The sequence below is a fragment of the Rivibacter subsaxonicus genome (genome assembly GCF_004217215.1).
In the GTDB taxonomy this organism is placed as follows: Bacteria; Pseudomonadota; Gammaproteobacteria; order Burkholderiales; family Burkholderiaceae_C; genus Rivibacter; species Rivibacter subsaxonicus.
Window position 1 is genome coordinate 458549 of record NZ_SHKP01000006.1, and the last position, 12918, is coordinate 471466.

Genomic DNA, 12918 nt, shown 5'->3' on the forward strand with positions numbered 1-12918 from the left:
TGTCATCAACGCCCAACAAGCAGCCCGACGCCGGATGGCCACCGCCTACTACACCCATGCCACCTGCCGCGCCCACGACATGGGCGCCGGCCACCCCGAGTGCCCGCAGCGGCTCGACGCGATCCACGACCATCTGCTGGCCACCGGCCTGGCGCTGGCGCTCGACGAGCGCGAGGCGCCGCCGGTTGCCGAGTCCGATCTGGCGCTGGCGCATGAATCGCTCTACGTGGCCAACCTGCGCGGCTTCACCGAGCAGGTCGACCGCTCGGGACTGCGCCGCTACCTGGACGCCGACACCGTCGCCGGCCCCGGCACCTGGACCGCAGCGCTGCACGCGGCCGGCGCCGCGGTCGCCGCGACCGATGCGGTGCTCGACGGCGAGGTCGACAACGCCTTCTGCGCGGTGCGTCCGCCCGGCCACCACGCCACGCGCGGGCAGGCGATGGGCTTCTGCTTCTTCAACAACGTCGCGGTCGCGGCACGCCATGCGCTCGACGTGCGCGGCCTGCAGCGGGTCGCGATCATCGACTTCGACGTCCACCACGGCAACGGCACCGAGGACATCATCGCCGGCGACGAGCGGGTGCTGATGGCGAGCTTCTTCCAGCATCCGCTGTACCCGGGCAGCGGCGCGGTGCCGCTCGGCACCAACATGGTCAACCTGCCGGTGGCGGCCTACACCAGGGGCGCCGAGATCCGGGCCCTGATCGAGGCCAACTGGCTGCCGCGGCTCGAGGCCTTCGCGCCGCAGATGATCTTCATCTCGGCCGGCTTCGACGCCCACCGCGACGACGACCTCGGCCAGCTCGGCCTGGTCGAGGCCGACTACGCCTGGATCACGAGCCGCATCAAGGACGTCGCCGAGCGCCACAGCAATGGCCGCATCGTCTCGTGCCTCGAGGGTGGCTACAACCTCGAGGCGCTGGCGCGCAGCGTCGCCAGCCACCTGCGGGTGCTGGCCGACCTGGCCGACTGAACGGTTGGTCCCCGTCGTCCATGAACGAAACCGCCCTGACCTACGCGGCGCGCCCCGAAGATTTCGGCGTGATGCTGCGCACGCTGGCGAACTGGCACACCCTGACCCACCTCGCGATCCTGCTCGGTTGCCTGGCGGGCGCCTGGCTGACGGTCTACCTGGTGCGCCGCGCCACCACTGCCGACAGCCCGATCCTGCTCGGTGACAAGCCGCACTCGGGCGTGCTGTTCCCGGTGCTGGCGCTGGTCTTCATGCTGGTCACGCAGCGCCTGGTCTACGGCGCGGTGCCACCGCTGGTGTTCAGGCTCGCGCTGCCGATCCTGGTCTCGCTGCTGATCCTGCGCGTGGCCGGCCGCGTGCTGCGCGCGGCGCTGCCCGATTCGCGCGCGGCGCGCAACTTCGAGCGCACGCTGTCGTGGGCGGCCTGGATCGGCGTCATTCTCTGGGTCACCGGCGTGCTGCCGCTGGTGCTCGAGTGGATGGAGCAGGTGACCTGGCGTGTCGGCGGTGCCAAGCTGTCGCTGCGCAACGTGCTCGAAGCGATCGTCAACGCCGGCATCGTGATGGTGCTGGCCTTGTGGCTGAGCGCGGTGATCGAGGCGCGGCTGATGGCCAACAGGTCGGCCCACCTGTCGGTGCGCAAGATGCTGTCCAACGCGACCCGCATGCTGCTGCTGTTCGTCGGCCTGCTGCTGGCGCTCTCGGCGGCCGGCATCGACCTGACGGCGCTGTCGGTGTTCGGCGGTGCGCTCGGCGTCGGTATCGGCTTCGGCCTGCAGCGACTGGCGAGCAACTATGTCTCGGGCTTCGTGATCCTGGCCGAGCGCAGCGTGCGCATCGGCGACCTGATCACGGTCGACACCTTCGAGGGACGCGTCACCGACATCAACACCCGCTACACCGTGATCCGCGCCATCAATGGCCGCGAGTCGATCGTGCCCAACGAGATGCTGGTGCTGCAGCGGGTCGAGAACGCCTCGCTGGCCGACACCGCGGTGCTGCTGTCGACCGCCTTCCGCGTCGTGCACGGCACCGACGCCGCGGCGTTGCGGCCCAAGCTGGTCGAAGTGGCGTCCACGGTGCCGCGCGTGATGCGCGACGAAGACCGGACGCCGGCGGTTCATCTCAGCGGCATCAGCCCCGAGGGCCTGGAGTTCACGATCTGGTTCTGGATCGCCGATCCGCTCAACGGCCAGGGCAATGTGCGCTCGGACCTGAACATCGCGGTGCTCGAACTGCTCGCGCGCGAGGGGATCGAGATCGCCGCGTCGCAGCGCATCGTGCGGGTCGCGGCGATCGACGCGGCTGGCGCCGAGGCCGGCACGCCGTCCCCGGTCGCACCCGGCGCCTAGCGGCGCTGCTGCAGCACCGCGCGCGGCAGCCGCACCCGGCACTCGATGCCACCCGACTCGACCTCGTGCCAGGCGACCTCGCCACCGAGCTGCTTGACGCGCTTGCGCACGCCGCCGACGCCGAGACCGGCCGACCAGGCCTGCGGCGCGCGGCCGCGGCCGTTGTCGAGCACCGAGAGCTCGAGCACGCTGCGGTCGTAGCTGACCGTCACCCGGATCTCGGTGGCTTGGGCATGGGCCAGCGCGTTGCTGACCAGCTCGCGCAGCACCCGCGTCAGCGCCGACCACTGCACCACGCCGAGTTCGATCTCGGCGTCGATGCGGGTCTGCCAGTCGAGCGCGATGTTGGCGGCCTTGAGCCGGTGCTGGACGTCGGCCTTCCACTCGCCGAGCGCGTAGCTCAGGCGGTGGTTGCCGACCGCCAAGCCGCGGGTCAGGGTCTTGAGGTCCTGCAGCGTGTGGCGGATGTAGTCTTCCTGCTCGGGTGTCGAGGCCTGGTACATCAGCGTCAGCAGGCGCGCGCCGATGTCGTCGTGCAGGTCCTGCGCGAGCCGGCTGCGCTCCTCGCTGCGGCCGCGCTCGACCGCCTGGTCGTAGGCCACCGCGCGCCGCAGTTGCTCGACGATGCGCTCGGCCAGGCGGGCGTCGTCCTCGGTGAACAGGCGCCGACCGCCGCGCGAGAAGCGCAGCACCAGGGTCTGGTCGGCACGACCGCTGGCGACGCTGAGGTCGGGCACCGGCACCAGCAGCGTCGAGCCATCGCTGCTGATGCGCGCGCTGCGGCTGCTGCGCGGCGCCACCAGCGCCTCGAGCGGCTCGAACAGCTCGCGCAGCAGCGCCAGCAACTGGGCGCCCGCCTGCTGCGGCTGGCGTTCGACGTCGCGCGCCATGCGGTAGAGCCGTTCGAACAGACGTTCCATCGTCAGCACGCCGGTGCCGCGAAGCTGGCTCATCAGTCGCTGGCGCAGCGCCACGTAGAGGCCGATCGAGAGGAACAGCGTGAGCGCGATCGAGCTGAAGGCGCCGAAGGAGAACAGCGACACGAACAGCAGGTCGAGCGAGAACGCGATCGTGCTGATGCCGGCCAGCAGCGAGAACTCGCGCAGCACCTGCTGCGAACGGGCCAGGAACGGCAGCAGCAGCAGCAGCGAGGCGAGGAACACCACCCATGCCATCGAGCCGATGCGGGCGATCTGCTGCTGGATGCCGGGGCTGTCGGCCGCGGTGGCGATGGCCACCGTCAGCAGTGCCCAGGTGCCGACCGCGACCACGCCAAAGCGGCGCAGCACCAGCGAGAAGGGGTGCGGCTGCAGATGGTGCGACCAGCCGAGCACCGCGATCGCGACGACGCCGAGGCCGAAGCAGGCGCCCTGGGTCCACCACCAGATGCCTGACAGCGCACCGCGCTGCATCGCCAGCGCCAGCGCCAGCACCAGCACCCAGCAGACGGTGGCGATCGCAGTGGCACGCGGAACCCGCGTCGGATGCAGCGTGCTCACATGGACGAAGCCGGCCGCCGCGACGAGGTCGAAGGCGGTGCGCAGCCAGGCCTCGCCGCCGATCCACTCTGCCGGCAGGCCCAGGCCGCGGCTGGTCTCGATCGCGATGAAGAGCAGGTTGCCGCACTGGGACAGCGCGATCAGCGCGAACAGCGCATTGCGCACGCCCGGCGTGGCCAGCAACACGGCCATCGCCACCACGTAGAGCACCAGCGCGAGCGCCGCGATCAGCCAGAACAGCGGCCCGAGGCCGCCGAAACCGCGCGCTTCGGGCTCGAACCAGAGTTCGCTCCCATCGCCGAAGACCAGCTGCATGCGCGGCCCCTCGAGCGCGGCGGCGAGCGCGTGTTGCTGCGCGGTGGCCTCGGCGCGGTCGCCGTCGCGCGTCAGCCAGCGCGCCGAGCGGGTCAGCAACTGGGCGTCGACATCGGTCAGGCGGCCATCGGCGCCGCCGATGCTCTGAAGCCATTGGCCGATGAAGGGTCGCAACTGCTCGTCGGCGCTGGCGGCCAGCACCAGGCGGCCATCGGTGCCGGCGCGCCAGGTGCCCGGCAACCAGGGCTCGGCGGCCAGCGCGCGCGCCAGCAGCACGACCATCAGGCAGCCGAGCAGCGCCGCGCCCAGCAGCGCCCTGACGCGCCAGCCGAGCCAGCGCGGATGGCGCAGGCCCGGCGGCAGCCATTGCTCGAGCGTGCTCGAGTCGATCGGCCGGGAGTCGGGCTCGAGGTCTTCCTCTTCGGACAGCGCCGCCTCGAGCGGCGAGGCTTCGGCCGCCGCGGCGCGGCGGCGCGAGGGCGGGGTCCACATGGCGCGCTGGCGCTCTCAGCGCCCGGTCAGACCAGCCCTTGCTTGCTGGCGAGCACGGCGGCCTCGGCGCGGCTGCTGACGTTGAGTTTGCGGTAGATCGCCTTGATGTGGTCGTTGACGGTGAACCACTTGATGCCCATCAGGCCGGCGATCTCCTTGATCGTGAAGCCCTTGCTGAGGTAGGTCAGCACCTCGCTCTCGCGCGGCGTCAGGCGGCTGAAGTCGGGGTCCGGCGGCGCCATCGGCGCGAGCTTGCCGGGGCTGGTGGTGGGCGTGAAATCGCCCGGCGCGAAGCCCGATGTCAGCGGTGCCGGCGCGCTGGCCGACTCGCCCTGGCGGAAGTGGCTGAGGAGCCGGCGCGCGATCGCCGGCGACAGCGGCGGCTGGCCGCGCACGATCTTCTGCAGTTCCTCGACCAGCACCTCGAAGCGATCCTCCTTGAGCAGGTAGCCGTCGGCGCCGCACTGCAGCGCCGGGAACAGGTGCTCGTCGTCGGAATAGAGCGTGGTGACGATCTTGGTGGCGGCGTGCTGCGCGAGCTCGGCCAGCAGTTCGAGGCCGTTGCCATCGGGCAGCTCGAGATCGACCAGGATCAGCTTGTAGACCTCGGTGGTCGCGGCGTGCGCATGCGCGCCGCTGCCGAGGATGCCGAGGCTGCGGCGGGCGCTCTCGAGGTCACCGGCCTCCGAAACGCCGATGACGTCGGAAAAGCTCTCGCGCACGACGCGCGCCAGAAAGGACCTGGCGACCGGGTTGTCCTCGACGATCAGAACGCGAACTGCCATCCGGTGCTCCTGTGAGGCTGCGAGCCCGCCGCGGGACGAAGCCCGGGTCGCCCGATCGCGCCATGCGTGAAATTATCCACGCCAGCGCCACCCGCCCGACCCCCGACCGGGGTGGCGACACCGACGCTTACGAAGCGGCGTGATTGACCAACACCAGCTTGCCGCGCACTTGACGTGCGGCCATCAGTTCGAAGGCCTTCGGCAACTCGTGCATTTCGAGCCGGTGCTCGATGACCGGCTTGATCAAGCCCCTTGCATACCAGCCCGCCAGTTCCATCAGCGCCTTGGCGTTGTTGGCCGGCTCGCGCTTGGCGAACTCGCCCCAGAACACGCCGACGATCGAGGCGCCCTTGAGCAGCGCCAGGTTCAGCGGCAGCGCCGGGATCGCTCCGGCGGCAAAGCCGATCACCAGGTAGCGGCCGCGCCAGGCGATCGAGCGGAACACCGGCTCGGCGAAGTCGCCGCCGACCGGGTCGTAGACCACGTCGGGGCCCTTGCCGCCGGTGGCGGCCTTGATCTGCTCGCGCAGATCGCCCTGCGAGTAGTTGATCGTCGCGTCGGCGCCGAGCTCGGCGCAGAGCTTGCACTTCTCGTCGCTCGAGGCGGCCGCGATCACGCGCGCGCCGACCGCCTTGGCAATCTGGATCGCTGCGGTGCCGACGCCGCCGGCGGCGCCGAGCACCAGCACCGTCTCGCCGACCTTGAGCTGGGCCCGGTCGACCAGTGCATGGTGGGTGGTTCCGTAGGTGCAGAGGAAGGCCGCGGCATCCTCGAAGGCAAAACCGGGCGGCAGCGGCATCGCCAGCTGCGCGTTGACGCAGGCATGGGTGCCGAAACCGCCGAGCCCGCCGAAGGATGCGACCGCCATGCCGGGCTTGAGGTGCATGACGCCGGCACCGACCGCATCGACGACGCCGGCGAACTCGGAGCCGGGCACGAAGGGCAGCGGCGGCTTGAACTGATACTTGCCCTGCACGATCAGCAGGTCGGGGAAGTTCAGGCTCGCGGCCCTGATCGCGACCCGTACCTCGCCCGGCTGCGGCTCGGGCAGGGGCAGCGTCTTCCACTGCAGCGTGTCGGGTCCGGTGGCGGTTTCGCAGAGCCAGGCTTGCATGTTCTTCTCCTCGTGGCGCGCGCGGGGATGCGCCCGCTCAAGCGGCGCATCATAGGCAGCCTGGGGCGGGCGTGGCGTCGCTGAGGTGACGAGACGAGAAGGCCCTGCGGGGTGCGTCCCTACAATGGCCCGCATGCGCATCCTCGTGGCCAATGACGACGGCTATCTCGCCCCCGGCCTGGCCGCGCTGGTCGAGGTGTGCCGCGAGTTCGGCGAGGTCGACGTGGTGGCGCCCGAGCAGAACTCGAGCGGTACCTCGAACGCGCTGACGTTGAACCGGCCGCTGTCGGTCTACACGGCAGTCAACGGCTATCGCTATCTCAACGGCACGCCGTCGGACTGCGTGCACGTCGCGCTCACCGGCCTGCTGCCGCAACGGCCCGATCTGGTCGTCTCGGGCATCAACAACGGCGCCAACATGGGCGACGACACGATCTACTCGGGCACCGTCGCGGCGGCGATGGAAGGCTATCTCTTCGGCATCCCGTCGATCGCCTTCTCGCTGGCGCAGAAGGGCTGGCCGAATCTCGACAGCGCGGCACGGGTGGCGCGCGAACTGCTGGCGCGCGTGATCGCCCAACCTCCGGCGGCCGCACCCTGGCTGCTCAACGTCAACGTCCCGGCCGACCGGCCGTACGCGGATCTGGCCGGCTGGCGCCTGACGCGGCTGGGCAAGCGCCACGCGAGCGAGCCGGTGATCCGGCAGATGAATCCGCGCGGCGAACCGATCTGGTGGATCGGCGCCGCCGGTGACGCGCGCGAGGCCGGCGAGGGCACCGACTTTCACGCCGTGGCGCAGGGCCAAGTGTCGGTGACGCCGCTGCAGGTCGACCTGACCGACCACGCGGGGCTGCCGCTCTTCAGTTCCTGGCTGGCCGCGGGCAATGCCTAGCCGCCGCACCGCAATCCGATGACCTCGACACCGCCACGCCGCTTCCCGCTCTCGCTCTCACAGGTCGTCGCACGCGACGGCGGGTCGGAGGTGCTGCGGCCGCAGCGGCCGGTCGACGACGCGGCGCGCGAGCGCAGCCGCAGCATGCAGCCGGCCGGGGTCGGGCTCGACTCGCACAGCGTTCGCGAGCGCCTGGTCGAGCGACTGGTCCGCGAGGGGCTGCGCGACGAGCGCGTGATCGCGGCGCTGCGCGCGGTGCCGCGCCATCGCTTCGTCGACAGCGCGTTGGTGCAGCAAGCCTATGAAGACACCAGCCTGCCGATCGGCCTTGGCCAGACCATCTCCAAGCCCTCGGTAGTGGCGCGCATGCTGGCGTTGATGCTGGCGCCGCATGCAGCCACGGCGCGGTTGCGGGTGCTCGAGATCGGCACCGGCTGCGGCTACCAGGCGGCGCTGATCGCCTGTTTCTCGCGCAGCGTGGTCTCGATCGAGCGCCTCAAGCCGCTGCACGACAAGGCACGTGCCAACCTGCTGGCGATCGATGCCGGCGACGTCCGGCTCGTCTACGGCGACGGGCGTCTGGGTCACGCGCCGAACGCACCCTACGACGCCATCATCGCGGCCGCCGGCGGCGACGACGTGCCGGCGCCGTGGCTCGAACAGCTTGCCGTCGGCGGGCGGTTGGTGGCGCCCAGCGGCGATGGCAGCGGCGCGGGACAGGTGCTGGTGGTGGTCGATCGCCTGGCCGATGGTCGCCTGCAGCGCAGCGTGCATGAGGCGGTGCGCTTTGTCCCCCTAAAATCCGGTCTCGCATAACGGCCCGCTTGGTGCACCCTGTGCGTCTGCTCATGCATCTGACATCCATTTCCTCGATCTCTCGCCCGCTGCGGCGCCGCCTCGGCGCCGCAGCCGTCTTTGGCATGGTGCTGCTGGTGAGCGGCTGCGCCTCGTCGTCACGCAAGGCGCCGGTCGAAGACCGCAGCGCGACGCGGGCACCGACGACGATCGGCTCGGCGTCGGGCGCGACGGATACCACGCCGAAGCCGCTGCCGGGGGCCGAGAACGCCGGCAAGCCCGGCTACTACACGGTCAAGCCGGGCGACACGATGATCCGCATCGGCCTCGAGACCGGCCAGAACTGGCGCGACGTGGCGCGCTGGAACGGCATCGACAACGCGAATCTGATCGAGGTCGGTCAGGTGCTGCGCGTTGCGCCCCCTGGCGCCGATCCGTCCGTGGCGGCGACCAAGCCGGTGGTTGCCGCCAAGGTCGAGCCCAAGCCCCTCGATGCGCCCAAGCCCGGCACCCCCGGCGCCCCCGGTGCGCCGGCGGTGGTCGCGGGCGGGACCGCAACGCCAGCGGCCACCGGCAACGGGACGAGCACCGGCGCGGCGCCGGCCAGTGCCGGCGGTGCCAGCAGCCCGGTCGCGACGCGCGAGCCCGACGACGAAATCACCTGGTCCTGGCCGGCCTCGGGCGCGCTGCTCAATCCCTTCGACGAGACGCGCAACAAGGGCATCTCGCTGGCCGGCAAGCTCGGCGACCCAGTGCTGGCCGCGGCCGACGGGCGCGTCGTCTACGCCGGCTCGGGCCTGCGCGGCTACGGCAACCTGATCATCGTCAAGCACAACAACACCTACCTTACCGCCTACGCGCACAACAAGGTCCTGCTGGTCGGTGACGACCAGCCGGTCAAGCGCGGCCAGAAGATCGCCGAGATGGGATCGAGCGATGCCGAACGGGTGCAGCTGCACTTCGAGATCCGGCGCTCGGGCAAGCCCATCGACCCGATCAAGGCGCTGCCGCCGAGATAGCGGGGAGCCTCGCATGCCCGGCAGCAGGAAGCCCAACGCGAACCTCAACGGTCGCGCCCATCCTGCCAGCGATGCCGAGCCGGTCGAGCGCGACGATCCCCTGGTGCTCGGCGCCGAGGCCGATGAAAGAGTGGGGCCGATCGCGAGCGACGATCCGCGCGAGGCCCAGGCCGTCGCCGCCGACCGCGACAACAGCGACACGCTGCAGACCTATCTGCGCGAGATCCGGCGGGCGCCGCTGTTCACGCCGCAGGAGGAGTACGACACCGCGGTCAAGGCCCGGGCCGGCGACTTCGAGGCGCGCCAGCAGATGATCGAGCGCAACCTGCGGCTGGTGGTCAGCGTGGCCAAGAACTACCTCGGCCGCGGCCTGCCGCTGACCGACCTCATCGAGGAAGGCAACCTCGGCCTGATGCACGCGATCGGCAAGTTCGAGCCGGAGCGCGGCTTTCGTTTCTCGACCTACGCATCGTGGTGGATCCGCCAGTCGATCGAGCGCGCGATCATGCATCAGGCGCGCCTGGTGCGGCTGCCGGTGCATGTGGTGCGCGAACTCAACCAGGTCCTCAAGGCGCGCCGGGCGCTCGAGAGCGCGGCCTCGGCCGGCGGCCAGAACGTCAGTGTCGACGCGGTGGCGCAGGCGGTCGGCAGGCCGGTGCAGGAGGTGTCCGAGCTGCTGCGCTTTGCCGAGCATCCGACCTCGCTCGATGCGCCGCTCGAGCGCGACAACAGCGAAACCATGATCGACATGGTGGCCGACGACCAGGCCACCGATCCGATGGGACAGCGGCTGATCCACGAGGTCGATGCGCTGCTCAACAGCGGGCTCGACTCGCTCAGCGAGCGCGAGCGCGAGGTGCTGGCCGGCCGCTACGGCCTGCGCGACCGCGAGCCCGAGACGCTGGAGACGCTGGCCGAGCGCCTGGGCCTGACGCGCGAGCGCATCCGCCAGATCCAGCAGGAGGCCTTGCTCAAGCTCAAGCGGCGCATGGCGCGCAGCGGCATTCACCGCGACTCGATCTTCTGATCTTGCCGCGAGCCCGGCAGTCGTGCCGGATCAGCGGCCCATGCGGTGGTTGTAGGCCTGGCTCAGTTGGTCGGCCAGCGATGGGTTGCTCTGCTTCGAGTCCGGCGCATTGAAGGCGACCTGGATCCGGCCGTCGGCGCGGGTCTGGACATCGATCGCCACTGCGGCGCCGCCCTTGGTGCCTGCGATCCGGCCGCTGGCGCGGTCTGCGGACTGCACCTGCACGCCTGCATCGGCGGCAGCACCCAGCGCGGCGTCCCATGAGCGATCGAAGGCGCTCGGACCTGGCGGATAGGGCGCCACTGGATAGGCGACACAGGCGGCCAGCAGCAGTGCGCCAAGCACGACGAGGCTGCGGCGAGACAAGGCTGTCGAGTCCATGCGGTCTCCTCAAGGGTGAGTGACGATGCTACGCGCCCCGGATAATCCGGGCCCATGACGGATCGGAATGAATGGCTGCAGGTCGACTCGCTCGACCTCGAGGCCCAGGGCGTGGCCCACAACAGCGAAGGCAAGGTGGTGTTCATCGAGGGCGCGTTGCCCGGCGAGAGGGTGCGCGTCAGCGTGAACCGGCGCAAGGCGAGCTGGGAGCAGGCGACGCTGGCCGAACTCGGCCGCGAGAGCTCGCAGCGGGTGCAGCCCGGCTGCGTGCACTTCGGCCTGCATGCCGGCGCCTGCGGTGGCTGCAAGATGCAGCATCTGCATGTGGCGGCGCAGGTCGCGACCAAGCAGCGGGTGCTCGAGGACAACCTCTGGCATCTGGCGAAGGTCAAGCCCGAGCAGGTCTTGCGGCCGATCGAGGGGCCGACCTGGGGCTACCGCTACCGGGCCCGTCTGTCGGTGCGGCATGTGCGCAAGAAGGGCACGGTGCTGGTGGGCTTTCACGAGCGCAAGTCGAGCTACATCGCCGACATGCAGAGCTGCCAGGTGCTGCCACCGCATGTGAGCGCGCTCCTGATGCCACTGCGCGAACTGGTGGGATCGATGGATGCGCGCGAGACGCTGCCGCAACTCGAGCTCGCCGTCGGCGAGGCGCCCGAGGGCCTGGTCACGGCGCTGGTGGTGCGCCACCTCGAGCCACTGTCCGCGGCCGATCTGCAGCGGCTCGCAAGCTTCGGCGCCGAGCATGGCATCCAGTGGTGGCTGCAGCCCAAGGGGCCGGACACCGTGCACCGCCTCGATCCGGACGATGGCACGCCGGCGCTGGCCTACACGCTGCCGGAGTTCGACATCGTGATGCCGTTCAAGCCGACCGACTTCACCCAGGTCAACCACGCGATCAATCGCACGCTGGTGCACCGCGCGCTGCTGCTGCTCGACGCCCGGCCCGGCGAGCGCGTGATCGACTGGTTCTGCGGTCTGGGCAACTTCACGCTGCCGATCGCGCGCAAGGCCAGCGAGGTGCTGGGCATCGAGGGCAGCGAGACACTGGTGGCGCGCTCGCGCGAGAACGCGGCGTTGAACGGCCTGACGGGCAAGACGCGCTTCGAGGCGCGCAATCTGTTCGAGTTGGCGCCGGCCGACCTGGCGTCCTATGGCAGCGCGAGCCGCTGGCTGGTCGACCCGCCGCGCGAGGGCGCCTTCGCGCTCGTCAAGGCGGTGGCCGACGCGGTGCAGGAGCCGGCGCTGGCGCCGGGCTGGACGCCGCCCTCTCGCATCGTCTACGTCAGCTGCAACCCGGCCACGCTGGCGCGCGACGCCGGCCTGCTGGTGCACCAAGCCGGCTACCGCTGCACGCACGCGGGAGCGGTCAACATGTTCCCGCATACCGCCCACGTGGAGTCGATGGCGGTCTTCGAGCGGCCCTAGACCCGCGCAAAGAGAAACGGGGCCCGAAGGCCCCGTTTGCATCTGCTCTGATCCGCGTCAGTCGCGGTCGCCGCCAAAGATGCCGAGGATGCTCAGCAGGCTCTGGAAGATGTTGTAGATGCTCAGGTAGATCGCGAGCGTCGCGCTCACGTAGTTGGTCTCGCCGCCGTCGACGATGCGCTTGACGTCGTAGAGGATGAAGGCCGAGAAGATCACGATCGCGAGCGTCGAGACGGTCAGCATCAGCGCCGGCAGTTGCAGCCAGATGTTGGCGACGCTGGCGACGATCAGGCCGATCACGCCGACCATCAGCCACTTGCCCCAGCCCGAGATGTCGCGCTTGATCGTGGTGGCCAGTGTCGCCATCGCGAAGAACACGAGCGCGGTACCGCCGAAGGCGACCGCGATGAGCGTGGCGCCGTTGCTGAAGCCGAGCACCGCGCCGATCAGGCGCGACAGCATCAGGCCCATGAAGAAGGTGAAGCCGAGCAGCAACGCGACGCCGAGGCCCGAGTTCTTGTTCTTCTCGATGCCCCAGAAGAAGCCGAAGGCAACGGCCATGAACAGGATGAAGCCGATGAACGGGCTGCCGGCGAAGAAGCTGAAGCCCGTTGCCACGCCGATCCAGGCACCGAGCACCGTGGGCACGAGCGACAGCGCGAGCAGCCAGTAGGTGTTGCGCAACACGCGGTTGCGCTGGGTGTCCAGTGCGCCGGCGCTGCCGGTGTAGGTGGTCTGCAGGGTCTCGTTCATCTTTTGAACCTCCGAGTGGGGACAGTGACGCTTTGAGGCGCTCACAGGATTCTAGTTCCTGGACTCGGCATAGATGGGGGTCGATGCCGG

General features: G+C 70.2%; 12 protein-coding genes. 7 read left to right on the forward strand and 5 right to left on the reverse strand.

What is annotated here, in order from left to right; all coding sequences use genetic code 11:
- The first annotated feature begins 34 nt into the window (after nucleotides 1–34).
- Together EV670_RS12070 and EV670_RS12075 are read left to right on the forward strand one after the other, a co-directional pair.
- Nucleotides 35–976 carry a histone deacetylase family protein gene (locus EV670_RS12070; RefSeq protein WP_130432378.1) on the forward strand — a complete coding sequence of 314 codons (942 nt, stop codon included), beginning with the start codon at nucleotides 35–37 and terminating at the stop codon, nucleotides 974–976.
- 20 nt (nucleotides 977–996) lie between these two features.
- A complete protein-coding gene (locus tag EV670_RS12075; protein WP_242616935.1) occupies nucleotides 997–2328 on the forward strand; it encodes a mechanosensitive ion channel family protein in 1332 nt (443 codons plus the stop codon).
- Here the strand turns inward: EV670_RS12075 and EV670_RS12080 are convergent.
- The 3 genes from EV670_RS12080 to EV670_RS12090 all read right to left on the reverse strand — a co-directional run bounded on the left by EV670_RS12080 (nucleotide 2325) and on the right by EV670_RS12090 (nucleotide 6533).
- Nucleotides 2325–4634, reverse strand: coding sequence for a sensor histidine kinase (locus EV670_RS12080; protein WP_130432380.1), 2310 nt, complete (start codon nucleotides 4632–4634; stop codon nucleotides 2325–2327). The two genes, EV670_RS12075 and EV670_RS12080, sit on opposite strands and share 4 nt — an antisense overlap.
- 26 nt (nucleotides 4635–4660) lie before the next feature.
- A complete protein-coding gene (locus EV670_RS12085) occupies nucleotides 4661–5419 on the reverse strand; it encodes a LuxR C-terminal-related transcriptional regulator (protein WP_130432382.1) in 759 nt (252 codons plus the stop codon).
- A gap of 127 nt (nucleotides 5420–5546) precedes the next feature.
- Nucleotides 5547–6533, reverse strand: a complete 987-nt coding sequence (locus EV670_RS12090; RefSeq protein ID WP_130432384.1) for an NADPH:quinone oxidoreductase family protein — start codon at nucleotides 6531–6533, stop codon at nucleotides 5547–5549.
- Between the two features lie 133 nt (nucleotides 6534–6666).
- Here EV670_RS12090 and surE point away from each other — a divergent pair, with 133 nt between their 5' ends.
- Genes surE through rpoS form a run of 4 tightly spaced genes read left to right on the forward strand, consistent with a single transcriptional unit; the run spans nucleotide 6667 to nucleotide 10266 of the window.
- Nucleotides 6667–7425: a 5'/3'-nucleotidase SurE gene (surE, locus tag EV670_RS12095; RefSeq protein WP_130432386.1), complete on the forward strand. Its 759-nt coding sequence runs from the start codon at nucleotides 6667–6669 to the stop codon at nucleotides 7423–7425.
- A gap of 18 nt (nucleotides 7426–7443) precedes the next feature.
- Nucleotides 7444–8241: a protein-L-isoaspartate(D-aspartate) O-methyltransferase gene (locus EV670_RS12100; RefSeq protein ID WP_130432388.1), complete on the forward strand. Its 798-nt coding sequence runs from the start codon at nucleotides 7444–7446 to the stop codon at nucleotides 8239–8241.
- A gap of 32 nt (nucleotides 8242–8273) precedes the next feature.
- Nucleotides 8274–9239: a peptidoglycan DD-metalloendopeptidase family protein gene (locus tag EV670_RS12105; protein ID WP_130432390.1), complete on the forward strand. Its 966-nt coding sequence runs from the start codon at nucleotides 8274–8276 to the stop codon at nucleotides 9237–9239.
- Between the two features lie 13 nt (nucleotides 9240–9252).
- The gene (rpoS, locus tag EV670_RS12110; RefSeq protein ID WP_130432392.1) at nucleotides 9253–10266 is read left to right on the forward strand and encodes an RNA polymerase sigma factor RpoS; all 1014 of its coding nucleotides are present in this window, start codon (nucleotides 9253–9255) and stop codon (nucleotides 10264–10266) included.
- Nucleotides 10267–10296: 30 nt separating this feature from the next.
- Here the strand turns inward: rpoS and EV670_RS12115 are convergent, their stop codons facing one another.
- The gene (locus EV670_RS12115) at nucleotides 10297–10647 is read right to left on the reverse strand and encodes a hypothetical protein (protein ID WP_130432394.1); all 351 of its coding nucleotides are present in this window, start codon (nucleotides 10645–10647) and stop codon (nucleotides 10297–10299) included.
- Nucleotides 10648–10701: 54 nt separating this feature from the next.
- On the opposite strand from EV670_RS12115, the gene rlmD reads away from it, so the two are divergent.
- The gene (gene rlmD, locus EV670_RS12120) at nucleotides 10702–12075 is read left to right on the forward strand and encodes a 23S rRNA (uracil(1939)-C(5))-methyltransferase RlmD (protein ID WP_130432396.1); all 1374 of its coding nucleotides are present in this window, start codon (nucleotides 10702–10704) and stop codon (nucleotides 12073–12075) included.
- Nucleotides 12076–12132: 57 nt separating this feature from the next.
- Here the strand turns inward: rlmD and EV670_RS12125 are convergent, their stop codons facing one another.
- Entirely contained in the window at nucleotides 12133–12828 is a 696-nt protein-coding gene (locus EV670_RS12125) for a Bax inhibitor-1/YccA family protein (RefSeq protein ID WP_130432398.1), read from the reverse strand.
- Between the last annotated feature and the right edge of the window lie 90 nt (nucleotides 12829–12918).